Origin of the sequence: Streptomyces violaceoruber, from assembly GCF_033406955.1 — a bacterium.
GTDB classification, from domain to species: Bacteria; Actinomycetota; Actinomycetes; order Streptomycetales; family Streptomycetaceae; genus Streptomyces; species Streptomyces violaceoruber.
Genome location: NZ_CP137734.1, coordinates 4,818,605 through 4,837,887, shown reverse-complemented (window position 1 = coordinate 4,837,887; position 19,283 = coordinate 4,818,605). Strand labels below are relative to the sequence as shown.

14 protein-coding genes and 2 pseudogenes are annotated in these 19,283 nt (G+C 73.2%); 8 read left to right on the top strand and 8 right to left on the bottom strand.

What is annotated here, in order from left to right; translation table 11 throughout:
• Window positions 1-100 precede the first annotated feature (100 nt).
• Window positions 101-301 carry a hypothetical protein gene (locus tag R2E43_RS21820; protein ID WP_016326493.1) on the top strand — a complete coding sequence of 67 codons (201 nt, stop codon included), beginning with the start codon at window positions 101-103 and terminating at the stop codon, window positions 299-301.
• A gap of 178 nt (window positions 302-479) precedes the next feature.
• Here the strand turns inward: R2E43_RS21820 and R2E43_RS21815 are convergent.
• Window positions 480-802: pseudogene (locus tag R2E43_RS21815) on the bottom strand (helix-turn-helix domain-containing protein).
• A pseudogene (locus R2E43_RS21810) lies at window positions 802-1,138 on the bottom strand (type II toxin-antitoxin system RelE/ParE family toxin). The pseudogenes R2E43_RS21815 and R2E43_RS21810 overlap by 1 nt, the downstream one beginning before the upstream one ends.
• On the opposite strand from R2E43_RS21810, the gene R2E43_RS21805 reads away from it, so the two are divergent.
• Both R2E43_RS21805 and R2E43_RS21800 read left to right on the top strand, forming a co-directional pair.
• Complete coding sequence (locus R2E43_RS21805; RefSeq protein ID WP_332056492.1) at window positions 1,137-1,403, top strand: hypothetical protein; 267 nt, start codon at window positions 1,137-1,139, stop codon at window positions 1,401-1,403. The pseudogene R2E43_RS21810 and the gene R2E43_RS21805 overlap by 2 nt on opposite strands.
• Window positions 1,400-1,846, top strand: a complete 447-nt coding sequence (locus R2E43_RS21800; protein WP_332056491.1) for a hypothetical protein — start codon at window positions 1,400-1,402, stop codon at window positions 1,844-1,846. Before R2E43_RS21805 ends, R2E43_RS21800 begins: the two co-directional genes overlap by 4 nt.
• Window positions 1,847-1,939: 93 nt before the next feature.
• On the opposite strand, the gene R2E43_RS21795 is transcribed toward R2E43_RS21800, so the two are convergent.
• Window positions 1,940-2,374: a MerR family transcriptional regulator gene (locus tag R2E43_RS21795; protein WP_173668814.1), complete on the bottom strand. Its 435-nt coding sequence runs from the start codon at window positions 2,372-2,374 to the stop codon at window positions 1,940-1,942.
• A gap of 425 nt (window positions 2,375-2,799) precedes the next feature.
• On the opposite strand from R2E43_RS21795, the gene R2E43_RS21790 reads away from it, so the two are divergent.
• Entirely contained in the window at window positions 2,800-4,299 is a 1,500-nt protein-coding gene (locus tag R2E43_RS21790) for a SulP family inorganic anion transporter (RefSeq protein WP_003975558.1), read from the top strand.
• A gap of 12 nt (window positions 4,300-4,311) precedes the next feature.
• Here R2E43_RS21790 and R2E43_RS21785 read toward each other — a convergent pair whose 3' ends face one another.
• Window positions 4,312-5,238, bottom strand: coding sequence for an aminoglycoside phosphotransferase family protein (locus R2E43_RS21785; RefSeq protein ID WP_003975557.1), 927 nt, complete (start codon window positions 5,236-5,238; stop codon window positions 4,312-4,314).
• A 259-nt stretch (window positions 5,239-5,497) separates the two neighbouring features.
• Between R2E43_RS21785 and R2E43_RS21780 the strand changes: the two genes are divergently transcribed.
• Both R2E43_RS21780 and R2E43_RS21775 read left to right on the top strand, forming a co-directional pair.
• The gene (locus R2E43_RS21780) at window positions 5,498-6,712 is read left to right on the top strand and encodes a cation:proton antiporter (RefSeq protein ID WP_003975556.1); all 1,215 of its coding nucleotides are present in this window, start codon (window positions 5,498-5,500) and stop codon (window positions 6,710-6,712) included.
• Window positions 6,713-6,774: 62 nt separating this feature from the next.
• On the top strand, window positions 6,775-7,320 hold the full coding sequence (locus R2E43_RS21775) for a DUF4396 domain-containing protein (protein ID WP_332057127.1): 546 nt from the start codon (window positions 6,775-6,777) through the stop codon (window positions 7,318-7,320).
• Between the two features lie 36 nt (window positions 7,321-7,356).
• On the opposite strand, the gene R2E43_RS21770 is transcribed toward R2E43_RS21775, so the two are convergent.
• Window positions 7,357-7,767 (bottom strand): four-helix bundle copper-binding protein, encoded by a 411-nt coding sequence (locus R2E43_RS21770; RefSeq protein WP_003975554.1) that lies wholly within the window; start codon window positions 7,765-7,767, stop codon window positions 7,357-7,359.
• A gap of 147 nt (window positions 7,768-7,914) precedes the next feature.
• Between R2E43_RS21770 and R2E43_RS21765 the strand changes: the two genes are divergently transcribed.
• Window positions 7,915-8,571 carry a precorrin-8X methylmutase gene (locus R2E43_RS21765; RefSeq protein ID WP_003975553.1) on the top strand — a complete coding sequence of 219 codons (657 nt, stop codon included), beginning with the start codon at window positions 7,915-7,917 and terminating at the stop codon, window positions 8,569-8,571.
• A 31-nt stretch (window positions 8,572-8,602) separates the two neighbouring features.
• Here the strand turns inward: R2E43_RS21765 and R2E43_RS21760 are convergent, their stop codons facing one another.
• Complete coding sequence (locus R2E43_RS21760; protein WP_003975552.1) at window positions 8,603-9,370, bottom strand: cobalt-precorrin-6A reductase; 768 nt, start codon at window positions 9,368-9,370, stop codon at window positions 8,603-8,605.
• A 221-nt stretch (window positions 9,371-9,591) separates the two neighbouring features.
• Between R2E43_RS21760 and R2E43_RS21755 the strand changes: the two genes are divergently transcribed.
• A complete protein-coding gene (locus tag R2E43_RS21755; protein WP_332056490.1) occupies window positions 9,592-11,685 on the top strand; it encodes an ATP-binding SpoIIE family protein phosphatase in 2,094 nt (697 codons plus the stop codon).
• A 36-nt stretch (window positions 11,686-11,721) separates the two neighbouring features.
• Here R2E43_RS21755 and R2E43_RS21750 read toward each other — a convergent pair whose 3' ends face one another.
• Together R2E43_RS21750 and R2E43_RS21745 are read right to left on the bottom strand one after the other, a co-directional pair.
• Window positions 11,722-17,040: a DNA repair ATPase gene (locus tag R2E43_RS21750; RefSeq protein ID WP_332056489.1), complete on the bottom strand. Its 5,319-nt coding sequence runs from the start codon at window positions 17,038-17,040 to the stop codon at window positions 11,722-11,724.
• A gap of 85 nt (window positions 17,041-17,125) precedes the next feature.
• Window positions 17,126-19,159 carry a flotillin family protein gene (locus R2E43_RS21745; protein WP_030871305.1) on the bottom strand — a complete coding sequence of 678 codons (2,034 nt, stop codon included), beginning with the start codon at window positions 19,157-19,159 and terminating at the stop codon, window positions 17,126-17,128.
• Window positions 19,160-19,283: the final 124 nt, after the last annotated feature.

Sequence of the window (19,283 nt, the reverse complement as noted above, 5' to 3'; positions counted from 1 at the left end):
GACGCAACCGGCGGAACCCTCGTCGTTGGGCGGACACCGTGGTACCCGCGGTTCACTGCGAGATCCCGATCAACCGCTAGCCCGGCCTAAGGTTCGCCGTATGGCCGACGACGCCCAGCTCTGTCCCGAGTGCAGCCAGCCCCTGAAGTCGGGCGGTCTCGTGCTGTCCAAGCGTGACGACGACGGCCTGCGGGTGTGCCGGTCTGTCTGGCGATGCGCCGATCGGCACACATGGTGGCAGTGGGCGGACCGGCCGGAGGAAGTGTTGGAGAGCTGCCCAGTTCCGGAACTGTTTCGCTGACATCCAACGCTGACGTCAGCAAGGCGGGACGGCGGCATACAGCAGCGCCCCCGAACGACCGTCGGGCCTGCCACCTACGGCCCCAGGGAGGGCTGTAGATCTAACTCTCAAAGCGGGCATCGCAGGTTCGAATCCTGCCGAAGGCACCGGAAGTCTTTCGTAGGTGCCCGGCGTCGGTTCAGGCGGCGTGCGGGGTGAAGGTGACGCGTGAGTCGCCTTCGTCAATGGTCAGGTTCAGTGTGCCGTCCAAGGCCTTGGCCAGGCGCCGCAGCAGCGGGAGCGTCGGCACAGTGTCGCCCCCTCCATCCGGGAGACCTGGGGTTGGGTCATCCCTGCCCGCTCGGCCAGCTCCGTCCGGGAGAGCCCCAGCTCGATCCGCCGGTCGTACACCGCCTGCCCGAGGTCGCCGGCCAGGCGGGCGTCGACATACTCCTGGTCGTACTCCACCGCCTCGCCCTCGAGCCGACCAGTCCGACGCGTCCTCCACGTGCTGTGGTTCATCAGCTCTCCTTGCGCCGCTCGTAGATGTGCTCCGTGGCCTTGTTGGGCCTCGCAGACCTTCTGGACCTGGTGTGCGCACTCGATTTCTGCTGCCTCGCGCATTCTCGTCTTCCGGAAGACCGTCAGCAGCACGAACCGTTGTCCGGGCGCGCGCCAGTACGGGATGCGTACGGCTCTCTGAGCGTCGCCGGCTCGTCCAGCAGTCGGTCCGTCTTGTCCTCGACTCGTCGGTACAGGCGGAACGGAAGCAGCGCCAGCCAAATCCCGCACTTCGGGCTCGATCTCGGGCCACCATCCCGGCCTTGAGGCCGAGCGAACGTGGCATACTTTAAGTATGGCAACCCGGAAGATCACCATCACCGTGCCGGAAGAGCTGGTGGAGTCGATCAAGGAGCGCGTCGACACACGCGGAGTGTCCGGATATATCGCGGCCGCCGCCGCTCATCAGGACGCCATGGACCGACTGCGCGAGCTGGCCGGACGACTCGAGGAGGAGCACGGCGCCGTGACGGATGACGAGCAGCAGGCAGCGCTGGACCGCATCGCCGCCATCGACGGCTGGCATGACGAGCAGCGATCGCCTTCGGGCGAGGCCGCGTGAGTCGCAACGCCCGGGCTAGGGTTCATCGGCCGAGGCAGCGCGTCTTCGTGTTCGACTCCGAGGCTCTGTCCAAGGCGGTTCAGGGCGATAGGGAGATGACGGCGCTGATCAAGACGGCTCCGCGGCTCGACATTCCGATCGTCACCTCGGCGCTCACGACGTTGGAGGCGTGGGACCCGCGCGAGGCGTCGAGGCAGTCCGTGTGGAACTGGACGCTGTCCCGCATCCGCGTCGTGCACACGGACGACCGGGTCATTGCCATGGCGCGCGACATGCTGAAGACCGCCGGCCTACATGGGCACAAGTACGCCATCGACGCGATTCTGGCGGCCGTGGCCGGGCAGGAAGCCGCGCAGGGAGCTGAGGCAACCGTCTTCACCTCCGACACCGACGACATGAGCCGGCTCGTCGCGGGACACTCCGTTCGAGTCGAGAAGATCTGACGAGCCCCAAAAAAGTGGGTAGGTGCGAATCCTGCCGGGCGCGGAGGAACAGCGACACGCACCGCGCGTCGGGCTCGACGTGGGCGGCGCCGGTCAGGGGGTGTCGTCGTCGGGCTGGGTGCCGGCGGGCGGGGCCGTTCGGTTCAGGCGGGCGGTCAGGGTGGTGGCGAAGTCCTCGGCGCGGGACAGTTGGGTTCGGAGTTTCTCCACCTGTTCGGCGGCGGCCTGCTGGTACGTGCGGACGCGTTCCAGCAGGGCGGCGCGCTCGGCCGGGTCGAGGGGGGCGTCGCCGTCCAGGCGGTCGGTGGCGTCGAGCAGGTCGCGCATCTGCTCGAGGGTGAAACCGAGGGGCTTCATCCGGCGGATGACCATGAGCCGGGCGACGTCGGTCTCGGTGTAGAGGCGGAAGCCGCCCTGGGACCGGGCGGAGGGGATGACCAGGCCGGTCTCCTCGTAGTGCCGGATGGTGCGCAGGGACAGCTCCGTCCGCGCGGCGACCTCGCCGATCTGCATGTGCCTGTCGTCCACGTCGTCCACGTCGTCCACCGTTGTTCTCCTGGCTCTTCGCGTCGGTCCGTCGGCCCGCCGACCTCTACTCTAACGTTAGGGTAGAGTTGTCGACGGTGAGGGCGGCCCCTGCTGCCCCGCCCTGCCGTTCCGGGGCCGATGACGCCCCCGGCGAAGATCCGTTTCCCGCGGGAGAGAGCGTGCGCGAGCCCCTGAAGCCGATCGCCGCCGCGTGCCCGCCGTGACCCTTCGCCCCTGGATGTGAGCAGCCCGGCCGGTCCGCGTCGGCCCTGCCCTGCGTCCCTCGCCCCCCCAGACTTCCGGCCCGCTCCGCGGGTCGCCCGCGGGGTGCCGACCCGGCCCCCCGCGCGCCCTTGCCGCACGCCCGGCCTGCCCGTGGGTGTGCCCGAGCACGACAGGTACGCATCTCCTTGTCTTCTGCTGCTGTGACTCCCACGACCCCGGCCGCGCGGCTGCGCGCCCTCAAGCCGGATTGGCTGAACGATCCGAAGGTCTGGCGCACCGAGATCCTGGCCGGCCTCGTCGTCGCCCTGGCGCTGATCCCGGAGGCCATCTCCTTCTCGATCATCGCCGGTGTCGACCCGGCGATCGGTCTGTTCGCCTCCTTCACCATGGCCGTGACGATCTCGATCGTCGGCGGTCGCCGCGCGATGATCTCCGCCGCCACCGGCGCGGTCGCGCTCGTCATCGCGCCGATGAACCGGGAACACGGCCTGGGCTACCTGATCGCGACCGTCATCCTGGCCGGTGTCTTCCAGATCGTCCTGGGCGCGGTGGGCGTGGCCAAGCTCATGCGGTTCGTGCCCCGCTCGGTGATGACGGGCTTCGTGAACGCCCTCGCCGTCATGATCTTCATGGCGCAGGTGCCGGAGATGCACGACGTGCCCTGGCCGGTCTACCCGCTGATCGTCGGCGGCCTGGCGCTGATGGTGTTCTTCCCGAAGGTCACCAGGGTGGTCCCGGCCCCGCTGGTGTCCATCGTCATCCTCACCGTGATCACCGTCGCCGCCGGGATCGCGGTGCCCACCGTCGGCGACAAGGGCGAGCTGCCGTCCTCGCTGCCGGTGCCGGGCCTGCCCGATGTGCCCTTCACCCTGGACACCCTGACCACCATCGCGCCCTACGCCCTCGCCATGGCGCTGGTCGGCCTGATGGAGTCGCTGATGACCGCCAGGCTCGTCGACGACATCACCGACACCCACTCCTCCAAGACCCGCGAGTCCATCGGCCAGGGCGTCGCCAACATCGTCACCGGTTTCTTCGGCGGCATGGGCGGCTGCGCCATGATCGGCCAGACCATGATCAACGTGAAGGTGTCCGGCGCCCGTACCCGGGTCTCCACCTTCCTCGCCGGTTCGTTCCTGATGGTGCTGTGCATCGTCTTCGGCCCGGTCGTCTCCGACATCCCCATGGCCGCTCTGGTCGCCGTCATGGTCATGGTCGCCTTCGGCACCTTCGACTGGCACTCCGTCGCGCCCAAGACCCTGAAGCGGATGCCCGCCGGGGAGATCGCCGTCATGGTCATCACCGTGATCGTCGTGGTCGCCACCGACAACCTCGCCATCGGCGTCGTCGTCGGCACCGTCACCGCCATGGTCGTCTTCGCCCGGCGCGTCGCCCACCTCGCCCAGGTCACCGCCGTCACGGACCCCGACGGCACCACGGTCGTCTACCGGGTCACCGGAGAGCTGTTCTTCGCCTCCTCCAACGACCTCGTCGGCCAGTTCGACTACGCGGGCGACCCGGACCGGGTCGTCATCGACCTCTCCGCCGCCCACATCTGGGACGCCTCCTCGGTGGCCGCCCTGGACGCGATCGAGACGAAGTACGGGCAGCGCGGCAAGAGCGTCGAGATCACCGGCCTGAACACCCCGAGCGCCGACCTCCACGGCAGGCTCACCGGCGAACTCACCGGCAGTCACTGACCGGGGCGCGCGTCACCCCGGCGTGCCGAACCACGCCTCCGCGAGCGCCGGGAGTGTTTCCGCGCCGGGTACGGGCAGTTCGCGCAGGTACCAGGGGAGGTCGCTGTACACGTGCAGCAGCGTGTACGCGAGCAGTACCGACGGGTCGAAGCTGCGGCCGTACGCCTTGGCCAGGCGGGCCAGCAGGTCCGGGTCGCCGCCGGTGACGAACAGGCCGACGCCCACGAAGTCGTAGGCGCGGTCACCGATCATGGCGGGTTCGAAGTCGAAGAGCCCGGTCAGCCGCCACCCGTCGGGGTCGACCATGAGGTGCTGTCGCATCACCTCGGTGTGCAGCAGGCAGCCGTCCGGGTCGCGCGGCAGCGGGACCGAGGCCAGGAAGTCGGGGATCTGCTCCAGCCAGCCGGCCGGCAGCCCGTGGGCGCGCTGCCGTCGCACGGCGCCGGCTCGCTGGCGGTCCAGGAAGGCGCCCCAGTCGCCGGGGCCGAGGACGTCCCCGAGGGGGCCGGGGTCGAGGGAGTGCAGTACCGCGAGGGTTTCCCCGACCTCGGTGACGAGCCGTTCGCGGTGGTCGCGGGGCACGCGGTCCCAGGCGCCGGCCAGGTTCTCGCCGTGGAGGCGGGACATCAGGACGTACTGCCAGCCGTTCTCGCAGGGGCCGAAGTCACGGATCCGGGGGGTCGGTGTCGGGAGGCGTCCCTGGAGGTGGGTGAGGACGCGGCCCTCCGCGATGCCGTCCTGCGCGGCGGCTCCCGGGAACAGCTTGAGCACGTGCTCGTCGCCCACCGCGTAGACCGGCCGGGAGCCGTCCGGGAAGCGGGTCAGCGGTGCGTCCGCGAGCCCAAGGCGTGCGCACAGGCCGGCCGCACCGGGGCGCATCACCGTCTCGTCGGGGACGACCGCGTCCCACTCGTCGTCCGTTTCCACCGGGGGCAGCATGACCGGGACGGTAGGCGACCGCATGCCGGGGAGCAACGGAGATTCGCCCCTCCTCCTTCCGCTCCTCCTTCGCTCCTCCTTCGCTCCTCCGTCCGGCGTACGCCCGGTAGTCCCGGTCTGCCGGGCGGGTGACAGTGGCAGGGGCGGGCGCCGTCGGTGTCCCGTCCCGGCACGCCGTTCGCGAGGGAGCGTCGATGGCACCGAAGGCGGGGCGGCGCCGTGCGCGGCAGTCCGTGGCCGGGCGACACGGCGGTGTCTCATGAGCCATCCGGGCACCCTCGTCCTGATCCTGGCCGCCGCGGTCCTGGCGCCGCTCCTCGTCCACGCCACGGGGCGGCGGGTCCGGGTCCCGCTGGTCATCTTCGAGATCTCACTCGGCATCGTGATGGGGCCGGACGTACTCGGCTGGGCCCGTCCCGACGACGTCGTGGACACGCTGGCCGACCTCGGCCTGTCCATGCTCATCTTCCTGGCCGGCTACGAGATCGACTTCGCCGCCGTCCGGGGCGACACCCTGCGCCGTTCCCTGTGGTCCTGGCCGGTCGCCCTCGTCGCCGGGATCGCGTTGGCGCTGCTCGTCAGCGGCGGGGACGTCTTCGAGGCGTTCGTCATCGGCACCGCGCTCACCAGCACCACGCTCGGCACCGTACTGCCGATGCTGCGGGACAGCGGCGAGCTGCGCGGCCGGTTCGGGACGGTGATCTCGGCGTTCGGCGCGGTCGGCGAGTTCGGGCCCGTGATCGCCGTGGCGCTGCTGCTCAGCGGACGGCGGCCGGCCGAGTCGGCGGCGCTGCTGGCCGCGTTCGGGGCGATCACGACGGCCGCGGTGTTCTGGGCGCTGCGCCCGAGACCGCCCTGGTTCGCCCGGCTGACCGAGCGGACCCTGCACACGAGCGGCCAGTTCGCGGTCCGGTTCGTGATGCTGCTGCTCGCCTGCATGCTGGGCCTCGCCGAGGTCTTCGGACTCGACGTCCTGCTGGGCGCGTTCGCGGCCGGCGTGCTGACCCGGCTCGTACTGCTCCGGGCCGCGCCCGCGAGCAGCGGTGAGGTCCTCGGCAAGGTCGAGGCCATGGGCTTCGGCTTCCTCGTGCCCCTCTTCTACGTGGTCACCGGTATCGAGTTCGACCTGGCCGCGCTGCTGCACGACCCGGGCGCGCTGCTGCTGGTGCCGGGGTTCCTGCTGCTCTTCCTGCTGGTGCACGGGGGCCCGGTGTACCTCCTCGCGCCCAGGGATCTCGGTCGCGGGGACCGGGCGGCGCTGGCGCTGTTCACCTCGACGTGCCTGCCGCTGGTCGTCGCCATCACGACCATCGGCGTCGACCAGGAGCTGATCGCCACGGACCGGGCGGCTTCGCTGGTCGGTGCCGCGATGGTCTCCGTACTCGTGTTCCCCCTGCTCGCGGCCCGCGTGCGGGCGACGGACCGGACGGCGCCGGTGACGGACGGGGCCGCCGAGGACTCGGAGGCCTGGTGACGGGTCCACCTCCTGGACTGGATACCCCTAGGGGGTATATCTTCTGCGTCATGGACCACGACATGGACCACAGCACGCACCACTCCGCCCCCGAAGACGACGGGCCCGGGCACCCCCACGGGCACGGGCACCTCCACGGGCACGGACACCCTCACGGGCACGCGCACGGGCACGGCACCACCTGGGCGACCGCCATGCAGGCGACGCTGCACTGCCTCACCGGGTGCGCCATCGGCGAGATCCTCGGCATGGTCATCGGAACCGCGCTGATGTGGGGCAACGTGCCGACCATGGTGCTGGCCATCGCCCTGGCCTTCGTCTTCGGCTACTCCCTCACCCTCTTCGCGGTCGTGCGCGCCGGGGTGTCCATGAAGGCCGCGATCAAGGTGGCGCTGGCCGCCGACACCGTCTCCATCGCGGTGATGGAGCTGGTCGACAACGGAATCATCGCCCTGGTCCCCGGCGCCATGGAGGCGCACCTGTCGGACGGGCTGTTCTGGTACGCCCTGCTCGGCGGCTTCGCCGTGGCGTTCGTGATCACCACGCCGGTCAACAAGTGGATGATCGGTCGCGGCAAGGGCCACGCCGTCGTCCACGCCTACCACTGACCGGCGGGACGGGTCCCGGCGAACCGCTCGCCGACCTCAGCCCAGGCCGGCGAGCAGTTCCTGGCACGCCTGCTCGCAGCTCCGGCACGCCTCGGCGCAGACCCGGCAGTGCTCGTGCATGCCGGCGTGCCGGGCGCACTCGTCGCCGCACGCCGCGCAGACGGTCGCGCAGGCCTGGAGCACGGCCCGGGTGACGTTGGCGTCGTAGCCCGTGTGCCGGGACAGGACCGCGGCCGTGGCGGTGCAGACGTCGGCGCAGTCCATGTCGGTGCGGATGCACTTGGTCAGATCGGCGACCGTGGGCTCCGACAGACAGGCGTCGGCGCACGCGGTGCACGCCTGCGCGCACCTGAGGCACTCCTCGATGCACCTGGCCATGGCCTCCCGGTCCACGCCGCCCAGGTCGGCCGGGTAGGTACGGAGCAGGTCGTTGACGGTGGTGGGCATGGCAGCCGCTTCCCTTCCGTTCACGCGTACGTCTGGGTGGTGCCTGCCGGGTTTCACCGCGCGGCGCACCGCAAACCGCCGCCGAACACCTGTCGGTATGCTCCCCACCGTGGCCGTCCGCCGACCGAGAACAGCGAGAAGAGCACCGTGACCCCGTACGACTCCAAGAACGAGTACGAGTACGAGTACGAGAAGGACGGCGCGGCCATCTACCGCCAGTCCTTCGCCACCATCCGCGCGGAGGCCGACCTGTCCGGGCTGCCCGCCGACGTCGGCCGGGTCGCGGTCCGGATGATCCACGCCTGCGGGATGGTCGACCTGGTCCGCGACCTGTCGTGGTCCCCCGGCGTCGTCTCCCGCGCCCGCGAGGCCCTGCGGGCCGGTGCGCCCGTGCTCTGCGACGTGCGGATGGTGGCGAGCGGGGTGACGCGCGCCCGGCTGCCCGCGGACAACGACGTCGTGTGCACCCTGTCCGACCCCGCCGTCCCCGAGCTGGCGGCCCGGCTCGGCACCACGCGCAGCGCCGCCGCGCTGGAGCTGTGGCGCGACCGGCTGGACGGCGCCGTGGTCGCCGTCGGCAACGCGCCCACCGCGCTCTTCCGGCTGCTGGAGATGATCGGCGAGGGGGCTCCGCGCCCGGCCGCGGTCATCGGCGTACCCGTCGGCTTCGTCGGTGCCGCCGAGTCCAAGGAGGCGCTGGCCGCCCACCCGTCCGGGGTGGAGCACCTCGTCGTACGGGGGCGTCGCGGGGGCAGTGCGCTCGCCGCCGCCGCGGTCAACGCGATCGCCAACGAGGAGGAGTGAGCCGCGCGCGGTACGGCGGCCCGCACCTGACCTAGGGCCGCCTCGGCGAGCGCCTCGCGCGGGCCTCCGCGACCCACCGGGCCGCCTGCCCGGGTTCGGCCACGACCCGCACCCCCTCGGGCACCGGGGGCCTGCGCACCACGACCACGGGCAGCCCCGCCTCGCGGGCGGCCGTCAGTTTCGGCGCCGTGGCCGCTCCCCCGCTGTCCTTGGTGACCAGGACGTCGATCCGGTGCCGGCGCAGCAGCTCGCGCTCCCCGTCGAGGGTGAAGGGGCCGCGGTCCAGCAGGACCTCCGTGCGGGGCGGGCGGGGCCCCTCGGGCGCGTCGACGGACCGGACGAGGAACCACGGGTCGGCCAGCGGGGCGAAGACGGCCAGGCCCGTGCGGCCGGTGGTCAGGAAGACCCGCCGGCCGAGCGCGGGCAGCAGCGCGGCGGCCTCCGCGAGGGAGCCGGCCTCGTGCCAGACGTCCCCCTCGACCGGACGCCAGCCGGGGCGGCGCAGCACGAGCAGCGGGACCCCGGCGGTGGCGGCGGCATGTGCCGCGTTGCGGGTGATGGTGCCGGCGAAGGGGTGGGTGGCGTCGACGAGCAGGCCGACGGCGTGCTCGCGGAGCCAGGCGGCCAGTCCTTCGGCACCGCCGAAACCACCGACGCGCACCTCGCCCGGTGGCGTCCTGGGCGCGGAGACCCGTCCCGCCAGGGAGGTCGTCACGCGCGGCCCCGCCGGCTGCCCGGCCGCCAGCAGTTCGGCCAGGCGCCGGGCCTCCGTGGTGCCGCCGAGGATCAGCACGTGCACGGCAGTCCGTCTCCCTCCTCCCGGTCCCCGCGGTTCCCCCTTCAGCGGGTTCCCGCGGTTCCCCCTTCATCGGTTCCCGCTTCCTCCGGTCCCCGCTCTCCGTCGGCGTCGAGCCAAGCACATCCTCCGGCCGAGTTGCCGGACGGGGCCGATGCGAGAAGGTGAGGAAGGTGAGGAAGGCGAGGAAGGCGCGGGGGAAGGCCGCGAAGGGAGAGCGTGCGGTGACTGGCGATCCCATCGGCGACGCCGCGGTGCTCAGCGCGCTGTTCGCCAACTCGCCCCAGGGTCTGTTCGTCTTCGACTCCGAGCAGAAGGTCACCCGCTACAACCCCGCCGGCCGGGGAGTGCGGGGACTGCCCGAGGAGGACGTCGTCGGACAGGGCATCGCCGACTTCGTCCCCGGGTTCGAAGCGGTCGAACTCCAGGGTCTGATCGACGAGGTCCTGGCGACCGGCGAGGCGCTGCGGGGGCGACTGGTCCGGGGCAGGGCGCCGTCCGGCCCGCACCGCACCCTCGCCGTCGAGGTGTCCCTCTTCCCGCTGCGCGACCTCGGCGACGGCAAGCCCGGTCTGGTGGGCGTGGTCGAGGACGTGACCGAGCGGCAGGCCGCGGCGGACCGGCTCGCCGTGCTCAGCGAGGTGCACGCGACCGTCGGCTCCACGCTGGACGTGCGGACCACCGGCGACGAACTGGTGGCGGCCCTGGTGCCCGCCTTCGCCGACGCGGCCACCGTCGACCTGCTGGACGACGGTGTCGTCGCGGCCGAGCGGGCGGCCGGTCCCCCGCCGACGGAGGTTCCGCTGCGCCGGGTGGCCTTCGCCCCGCCGGCCGCCGAGGTGAGCCGCAAGGAGGGCGACAGCCGTCCGCTCCCCTTCCCCACCCCGTACACGCAGGTCCTCAACGACATGCGGGCCCGGCTGGTCCGCGTCTCGTCCGACGACCCGTGGCTGTCCGCCGACCCGGAGGCCTTCGAGCCGCTGGTCCGGACGGGCGTGCACTCCATGATCGTCGCCCCGCTGCTGGCCCGGGACACCGTGCTCGGGCTGCTGACCCTGTACCGGCACCGGACCGACCCCTTCGAGGAGGCCGACCTGGACGTGGCCCGGCAGGCGGCGTTCACCGCGTCCGTGCACCTGGACAACGCGCACAGCTACCGGCGCGAGCACACCGTGGCGGCCGCCCTCCAGCGGCGGTTGCAGCCCGGCGCGATCCCGCTGCTCTCGGCGGTGGAGACCGCCCACGTGTACCTGCCCGAGAGCGCCGGCGGCGACTGGTTCGACGTCGTCCCCCTCTCCGGCACGCGCGTCGCGCTCGTCGTCGGCGACGTCACCGGCCACGGCATCGAGGCGGCGGCCACGATGGGGCAGCTGCGCCTCGCCGTGCGCACCCTCGCCCTGCGGGACCTGGAGACGGACGAGCTGCTGACCCACCTGGACGAGGTCGCCTCCCAGCTGGCGGACGCCTCCGGTCCGGGTGGCAACACCCCGGTGGCGACCTGCGCGGTCACCGTCTACAACCCCGTCTCCCGGCACTGCACCATGGTCCGCGCGGGACATCCCGCCCCCGTGGTCATCGACCCGGACGGAGTCCCCCGCGCCGTGGACGTCCCGCAGGGGCCGCCGCTCGGGACCGGCGGCGGACACGTCTTCACCCCGGCCGTGCTCGAACTGGCGCCCGGCACCCTGCTGGCCCTGCACACCAACGGCCTCACCCGGGGAAACGGCGACGAGGGCGAGGCCGCCCGGCGCCGTCTGGAACACATCCTCGCCTCCACGACCCGGCCGCTTCAGGAGCTGTGCGACACCGCCGTCTACCACATGGCGCCCTCACGCCACGACGACGCCGTCCTCCTGCTCGCGCGCACCCGCGCCCTGCCGCCGGAGCACGTCGCGGACTGGACGCTGCCCGCCGACGCCTCCGTGGTGGGCACCGCCCGGCGGCTCGTCGACCGGCAGCTCGCCTCCTGGGGTCTCGACGAGGCGGCCTACACCACCGGACTCGTCGTCAGCGAACTCGTCACCAACGCCATCCGCTACGGCAAGGGCCCGGTGCGGCTGCGGCTCATCCGCGACCGGGGCCGGCTGCTGACCGAGGTCACGGACGCCAACAGCGCCAGCCCCCATCTGCGCCGGGCCCGGGAGAACGACGAGGGCGGCAGGGGCCTGTTCATCGTGATGCGGCTCAGCACCCACTGGGGCGTCCGGCACAGCCGGCACGACAAGACCATCTGGTCCGAGCAGCGGCTCGACGCGGGACCGCCGGACACGTCCGGCCTGCTGGACGCCTTCGACGTGACGGACGCGGCGGGGCTGTGAGCGGGACCGTGACCGGGGCCGCGACCGGCCCCGCGCTCACCGCTCCGTTCCGCCGGCCGCGTGCCGCGCGTGCGGGTTGGCCAGGAGGTGGCGGGGGTCGGCGGCGCGGGTGATGGCGGACTCCACGGCGGCGACGCGGTCGGCGAGCAGGCCCAGGGCGGCGACGGCACGGGTGAGCGGGTCGTCGTCCGGACCGCCGAGGGTGCGGGCGCGGACGTGGGCGGTGCGCACCTCGGCCCAGCGGTCGGCCTGCTCGGGGGTGAGCGTGCCGCGCAGTTCGGCGAGCTTGAGGAGGTTGGCCTCGGCCCCGTGGGTCAGGGTCTGCGCCTCGGCGGTGTAGTGGTCGTCGAGGACGGCGGCGCGTTCGGCGTCGTTCATGACGGGGCGGACGCGCTGGGCGATCTTGTTCATGTTGCGGTAGGAGCCCTGGAGCCGGAAGGCGGGTTCGGTACGGGTCTCGTCCGACCGGGCCGCGGAGGCGATGTAGGCGGCGTTGACGGCCAGCACCGTCTCACGGGCGGCCACCAGGTGGCGCAGGACGGACAGGATCCGCTCCAGTTCGGCCGGCGGGTAGGCGTGGTCGAGGCGGTCGGCGCGGGCGGTGGGGTCGTCGGTGGCGAGGCGGACGAGCAGTTCCAGGTCGGCGCGGTCGCGGCCGGCGAGCGGGGCCAGGACCGGGTTGGCGGTGAGCGCGTTCTCCAGGAAGCTGAGCGCGAAGGCCTCCTCCTTGCCGGTGAGGACGTCGCCGAGGTTCCAGACGTCGGCCCGGTTGGCGAGCATGTCGGGGACCTGGAAGCGGGCGCCGGACTCGGTGTAGGGGTTGCCGGCCATGCAGACGGCGAAGCGCTTGCCGCGCAGGTCGTAGGTGCGGGGCGCGCCGTTCCACACACCGTCCACGCGGCGGGTGGCGTCGCACAGCGGGATGAACTTCTGGAGCAGCTCCGGGGAGGTGTGCTGGATGTCGTCCAGGTAGAGCAGCGTGTTGTTCGCGGACGCCAGCGCGAAGTTGATCTTCTCCACCTCCTGGCGTGCGGTGGCGTTCGGGGCGTCGGCCGGGTCGAGCGAGGTGACGCCGTGGCCGAGTGCGGGGCCGCCGACCTTCACCAGCATCAGGCCGAGGCGCTCGGCGACGTACTCGACCAGGGTCGTCTTGCCGTATCCCGGCGGGGAGAGCAGCAGCAGGAGGCCGCCGGTGTCGGTGCGCTTGCCGTCGCCGGTGGCGCCGAGCTGTTTGGCCAGGCTGTCGCCGACGAGCGGCAGGTAGACCTCGTCCACGAGCCGGTTGCGGACGAAGGCGGACATGACGCGCGGCCGGTGGTCGTCCAGGCGCAGGCGGGCCCGCTCGGCGCCCACGAGGGCGGTACGGCGCCGCTGGTAGGCGCGGAACTCGGGGACGTCGTGCGCGGCGAAGCGGGCGGTACGGGCGAGGAACTCGTCGAGGCGCAGCGGCAGCCGGCCTCCGGTGATGCGCGGGTGAGTGCCCAGCAGGCCCTCCGCCGTGGCCGTCGGCGGGACGTCGCCGTCGTAGCGGGGCAGGTCGGGACAGAGCTCGGCGGCCACCGCCTCGGCCAGGTCGCCGGGGGTGAGGCCGGTGCCGCCGGCGGCGGCGTACGAGGAGATCCACGCCTCGGCGAGCTGCCCGCGGGCGGCCAGGTCGTCCAGCGCGGCCAGGTCCTCGTCGTAGGCCGGGGTGCCCACCGTGCGGCGGAACTTCTCCAGCAGCGTGCGGGTACCCGCGCCGAGGACGAAGCCCTCGGGTTCGGTGGTCAGTTCGTGGAAGAGGTACGCGGCGGCCGCGCGGGCATGCTCCGCCCCGGAGCCCGGCGCCCCCGCGGGCGGGCCGGACGTGCCGGTCGCAGAACCGACGGCCCCGGCCGCCCCGGCGAAGCCTTCGGCCGAGCGGGCCGTCCCTCCTGCGGCCCGGGGCACGCCCGCCGCCCGGCCGGCGTCCCCCGCAGCGCCTGAAACGGCCGCCCCCACACCCGAACCGGGCGCCCCCGCGCCGGAACCGGCCGTCCCCGCAGCCGAACCAGCCGCCCCCAAAGGCGCACCGGCCCCGGAAGGCGGACCGGAAGCTCCCGGCAAGGAACCGACGGCCCCGCCGGTCGCAGCCGGCGGCACGCCCGCACGGCCGTCTTCCGCCGGGGCGCCGGCCGCCGCTCCCCCAGGGACAGGGCCGGCACCCGCCACCATCTCCCCCGGCCCCGGCCACGTGCCGACGGCCCCCGCCAGTTCCTCCTCCAGGGCCGCGATCGCGGCGGAGAGGCCGAAGGTGTCGCGGGCGCGGGCCAGGGAGCGGGCGCGCCGGGTCCACGCCTCGCGGGCTCGGGGCGTGGTGCCGTGCGCCCAGAAGAGCTGGGCGGCGGCGCGGGCGGCCGGCTCGTGGACGAGGGTCCCGGCCTTCTCGTACAGGGGCAGCAGCGCCGTCAGGACGAGGGTCGCGTCGTGGTCGTGCACGCCCCGCTCGTACCCCTCGTCGTACGCCTCCTGCGCGGCCTCGCGGACGAGGGCGGGCAGGTCGTCGGCGGCGGCGAGGGCGCTCGCGCCGTGCTGCCGCAGCAGGCGGGCGGCGAGGTGTTCGGCGCGGTAGACGCCGGGGGACTCCGAGGGGAGGGTGCGGTCCCAGTGGGCGCGGGTGGCCGCGAAGTCCGGGTCGGTCACCGGTGAGCGGTAGTCCGTGCCGGTCAGGGCGAAGGCGAGCCCGTCGCCGTCGGGGACCAGGGTGAGGTCCAGGGGCTGGGTGTTGACGGCGAAGCGGTGGGCGCCCAGGCGCAGGGTGCGGCCGTCGTCGGCGTACAGGTCGGTGCGGTCGCGCAGGGCGCGGGAGGCCTCCTGGCGGGCCGACTTGAGGCGCCCGTCCAGTTCCTCCGCGCGGACGCTGTCGCCGAGGGCGCGCAGTTCCTCGGCGGTGCGGCGGACCTTGGCCGGCATGGGGTCGGAGGCGAAGTACGTGCTGACCGCGTCGGCGTCGGCGAGCGTGGCGCAGCGCCGGGTGATCGTCTCCATGATCCGGGCGGCGGAGGCGGCGAGTTGCTCGGCGCGGCGGGCGCGGGTGTCGGAGAGGGCCTGCTTGCGGGCGGCGAGCGCGTCGTAGATCTCGGTCCGCTTGTCGGCGAGTTCGGCGAGGAAGCCGTCGAACTCCGCGAAGCGGGACTCCAGGTCCTCCAGGCGGGCCAGCAGCCGCGCCAGCTGGTCGTCGCAGCGCTCGGGGGTGTCGGCGGCGGCGAGCGCGGCGGTGACGGCCTGGCCGAGCAGGGCCGTCTCGGCGGTGAACTCGGCGCGGCCCTCGCGGTCGAGGAGGGCGCGGCGGCGGGCGTCGAGGGTGGCGCGGGCGCGGTTGACGCCGCCCAGGACGGCGGCGACGCGTTCCAGCAGGGCGGTGCGGACGGTGGCGTCGCCCACGTCGAGTTCGGCGACGACGTCGGTGACCGTGCGCAGCCCGTCGGCGAGTTCGTCGAGCCGGGCCGCGACCGGACCGGCCTCGGCGACGGTGGCGATGGCCTCCGCGTCGGCGACGAGCGCTTCCACGTCCGCGCGCTGGGCGTCGAAGGCGTCCTCGCGGGCGAGGAAGGCCACGGCCCGCCGGCCCAGCTCGGCGAGGGACGCCTCGGCCTCCCCGGCGAGGGCGTCGATGCCGGGGGCGTCGGCGTACCGCATCTCCTTGACGGTCAGCAGGTGCCCGTGGGCGTGCCGCAGCTCGGTCAGGCCCCGTACCCAGGCGGCGGCCTCCTTGGGCGCCTCGCCGCGCAGCCGCCGGACCACCGACGCGATCCGCTCGGCGGCCTCGTCGCGGGCCTCGGCCGCCCGCCGGGTCAGGTCGCGCACCGTCTCGAACTCGGCCAGCACCTGCTCGGCGGTCTCCCGGACCGCGGCCAGCGCGCCGGCCAGGTCGCCCAGGTCCGCCTCGCCCAGCCAGTGGTGGCCGTCGGCCGCGCGCACGCAGGAGGCGGCGAGCGCCCGGTAGCCCTCGGCGGTGGTGATGCCGTCGCCGACCGCCCCGGCGACGGACAGGCAGGCGGAGATGCCGCGCACCAGGTCGGCGTTGCCCACACGGGCCAGCGGTCCGCTCCCGGCGGGCGCGGCGGCGGCGTGGGTGTCGGAGACGTACGGCGAGCGCCACAGCTGCACGGGGTGCACCTGGGCGGGTTCGTCGCCGTCCGCGCGCAGCACGGTGAAGGTGCCGTCCTCCGCCAGGGCCCAGCCCCGGCAGGGCAGCGGGTTCGCGACCTCCTTGCGGATGGTGTTGTACGACAGCAGCAGGCCCCGGCTCTCGCCGCGCGCGTGGAAGGCGTACAGCACGTCCTCGCCGTTGGGCGAGCGCACCTCGCGCTCGAACTCCAGCCCGGCCGCGTCGAGTTCGTACGTCTTGTGGACGCCGGTGGCCAGGCAGTAGCCGCCGGGGAAGACGATGCCCTGGTCGTCGGGCAGGCGGCGGCAGGCGGCGCCGATGCCGTCCAGGCGGACCACCGACTTGGTGAGGGTGTTGAACACCAGGTGCCGGTCGGTGTCCTCCTTGTAGGGCCGGACCCGCAGCAGGATCAGGGCACCCACCCGGGCGTGCGCGATGTCGGCGTCGGCCAGGGACTGGAGGGGTTCGTCTACCGGCTCGGAGTAGACGCCCCCGGCCGTCTCGGTGTCGTCCTCCAGCTTGACGGTGAGGGCGCCGCCGACCGCGCTGACGTGGAACTCGCCGCGCACCGACACGTGCGGATGGCGGCCCAGGACGTGGTCCTCGCGGGTCGCGGCGGTCCACTCGAAGTCGTGGGACGGCGGGAACACGTCGTCGCGTTCGCCCCGCGCGTCCAGGAAGGCCGCCCGCCCGTCCTCGGTGAGTTCCCAGCGCAGGACGCGGATGTCGGCGGCCTTCTCGCCGGTGCGGAAGACGGCCAGCAGCCTGCCGCCGACGGGGCGCAGCCGCAGCAGCCGGGCCTGCCGGTAGTAGCGGTGCAGGTCCGCGAACTCCCGTACGAAGGCCGGGTCGTCGAGCAGGCCCGGCACGGCCGACTCGGGCAGCGGGTTCAGGTCGCGGTCGTACAGCGTGAAGACGTCCGCCACGGCCGCCGTCCCGGTGCGGTGGCCCGGCCGGCCGGTGGAGCCGAGGAGCAGGGCGTCGCCGACGGCGGCGAGGTCGCAGGGCACCCCCGGGTGCTCGGTGCGCAGCCGCTCGGTGGAGGCCAGTTCGAGGCGGGCCGAGCCGAACTCCTCCACCCGGCGGGCGTTGAGGAGTCCGGCGCGGCGGGCGAGGTCGGCGGTCTGCGCGGCGAGTCGGTCGCGCAGCACCTCGTACGCGCCGGCGTCGGCGGTGTCGCCGGTGTCGTGCGTGCCGGTCGCGGCCTTCTCCGGAGCGGTGGCCATGAGCGGTTCGTCCCTTCCTGCAAGCGGGGTGCCGGAACCGTCGACCCCCGTACGGCGGTCCCGGCACCCGGTCGGTGATGGCCGGTCAGACCCTGGCCGTGCCGTTCAGGGCGGTGAGCGGGGTGTCGGCGAGGCCCAGTTCGCCCGCCCGGTCCAGGAGGCGCTGCACCTGCCCGGCGTCCGGGCCGCCCGACTTCATCAGCTTCATCAGCAGCGCCGAGACCGTCAGGTTCTGCACGTCGGCCGTGGAGAACGAGCCGAGCACGCGGGTCAGGTCGTCGGTGAAGCTCGATGAGCCGTCCAGCCAGGGCCCCGCGAGGGCCTGCGCGGTCTCGGAGTGCTTGACGAACCCGTCGACGCCCTTGCCGAGCGCGACCGAGGACATCAGGCGGTCGAAGAAGACCGTGTCGCCGCCGACGATGTCGATGTCGGCGTTCTCCAGGCCGGTGGCGAGCACCGTGGCCTGTGCCTCGGCGACCTGCCGCTGCACGTCGAGCCCGGCCAGCCGGATGTCCTTCTCCGCCTCCAGGCGCAGCCGGTACTCCTCGTGGCCGCGCGAGGCGTCGTCCAGGGCGGCCATCGCCGCGGCCTTCTCGGTGAGCCCGGCGGCCTCCGCCTTCAGCCTGCTGCCGATGGCCTCCGCCTCGGCGAGGGCCTTGGCCCGCGCGCCCTCGGCCTCGGCGCGCATCCGGGCCCCGGTCGCCTCCGCCTCGGCGCGGCCGGCCTTCTCGATGACCTCGGCCTCCTTGTCACGGACCTGGACCGCCGCGAGGCCCGCCGCGGCCGCCTCGGCCTGGATGCCCTCGGCCATCCGCAGCTTGGCCTGCGCCTCCAGGTCGGCGCTCTTCAACCGGGCCTCGGCCATGGTGAGTTCCTCGGCGGCGCGGTGGGTGGCCGCCGCCTCCGCGGCCTCGGCGGCCTTGATGTCCTTGACCAGCCGCTCCTGCGCCTGGGCCTCGGCGGCGATGATCACCGTCTGCCGGTCCCGCTCCGCCTCCTCCACGGCGCGCAGCTTCTTGATGGACTCCTCCTGCTCGGCGACCGTGCGGTCCACGGCGACGCGCTCGCGGATGACCTCGGCGATGTCCCGCCGCTCGGCCTCGACCTCCTTCTCGGCGGCGATCCGGGTCAGCTCGGTCTCCCGCTCGCGGCCGATGGCCTCCAGCATGCGGTCCTTCTCGATGCGCTCGTTCTCCACGGCGATGACCCGCTCGCGGTTCTTCGCGGCGACCGCGACCTCACGGGCCTGGTTCTCGCGCTGCACGCCGAGCTGCTCCTCCGTGCGCAGGAACGCCGCCTGCGCGCGCAGCCGCTCCTCCTCCACCACCCGTGCCGTCTCGGCCTCCTCGCGGGCCCGGGTGGTGTCGATCTCGCGCTTCTGCTTGATCTCGGCGTCCGCCTGCCGGCGCTCCAGCTCCAGAACGGCCTCGCGCGCGTCGACGTTCTGCCGGGTGATCTCCTTCTCCTCGGTGCGCCGCGCCTCATTGGTGCGCACGTGCTCCACGGCCGTCAGCTCGGTGATCTTCCGGATGCCCTGGGCGTCCAGGACGTTGGCCGGGTCGAGCTGGGTCAGCGGCGTCTGCTCCAGGTAGTCGATCGCCGCGTCCTCGAGGTGGTACCCGCTGAGGTCGACGCCGATGACCTCGATGATCCGGTACCGCAGCTCCTCGCGCTTGGTGTAGAGGTCGGTGAAGTCCAGCTGCTTGCCGACGGTCTTCAGCGCCTCGGAGAACTTCGCGTGGAACAGCTCCTGCAACGTGTCCCGGTCGCTGGCGCGGGCCGTGCCGACCGCCTGGGCGACCTTGACGACGTCCTCGGCGGTCTTGTTGACCTTGACGAAGAACGAGATGCGGATGTCCGCGCGGATGTTGTCCCGGCAGATCAGCCCCTCCTTGCCGGCCCGCGTGATCTCGATCGTCTTCACCGAGATGTCCATCACCTCGGCCTTGTGCAGCACGGGCAGCACCACCTGACCCGTGAAGGTCACGTCCACCTTGCGCATCTTCGAGACGATCAGCGCCTTGCCCTGCTCCACCTTGCGGAAGAGCCGCGAGACGCCGAACAGCACAAGGACGACGAGGAGCAGACAGACGAGGGCGAGGACACCGATGACTTCCATGGCATACGTCCTTACGGCATGAGGCGGCTGTCGCGGCGGCCGGACGAGCGCGGCCGGCCGCCGCCGATGTTGGTGGGGTGACGCCCGTGCGGACAGGCGTGGTTCCGGGGGCGAGTCTTCGAAC

What these genes read in the sequence shown, in the direction of transcription:
- R2E43_RS21770 (WP_003975554.1), bottom strand. Translation starts at nt 7,767, where the DNA reads ATGCCCACCACCGTCAACGACCTGCTCCGTACCTACCCGGCCGACCTG.
- R2E43_RS21780 (WP_003975556.1), top strand. Translation starts at nt 5,498, where the DNA reads ATGAGCCATCCGGGCACCCTCGTCCTGATCCTGGCCGCCGCGGTCCTG.
- R2E43_RS21750 (WP_332056489.1), bottom strand. Translation starts at nt 17,040, where the DNA reads ATGGCCACCGCTCCGGAGAAGGCCGCGACCGGCACGCACGACACCGGC.
- R2E43_RS21805 (WP_332056492.1), top strand. Translation starts at nt 1,137, where the DNA reads ATGGCAACCCGGAAGATCACCATCACCGTGCCGGAAGAGCTGGTGGAG.
- R2E43_RS21785 (WP_003975557.1), bottom strand. Translation starts at nt 5,238, where the DNA reads ATGCTGCCCCCGGTGGAAACGGACGACGAGTGGGACGCGGTCGTCCCC.
- R2E43_RS21745 (WP_030871305.1), bottom strand. Translation starts at nt 19,159, where the DNA reads ATGGAAGTCATCGGTGTCCTCGCCCTCGTCTGTCTGCTCCTCGTCGTC.
- R2E43_RS21820 (WP_016326493.1), top strand. Translation starts at nt 101, where the DNA reads ATGGCCGACGACGCCCAGCTCTGTCCCGAGTGCAGCCAGCCCCTGAAG.
- R2E43_RS21775 (WP_332057127.1), top strand. Translation starts at nt 6,775, where the DNA reads ATGGACCACAGCACGCACCACTCCGCCCCCGAAGACGACGGGCCCGGG.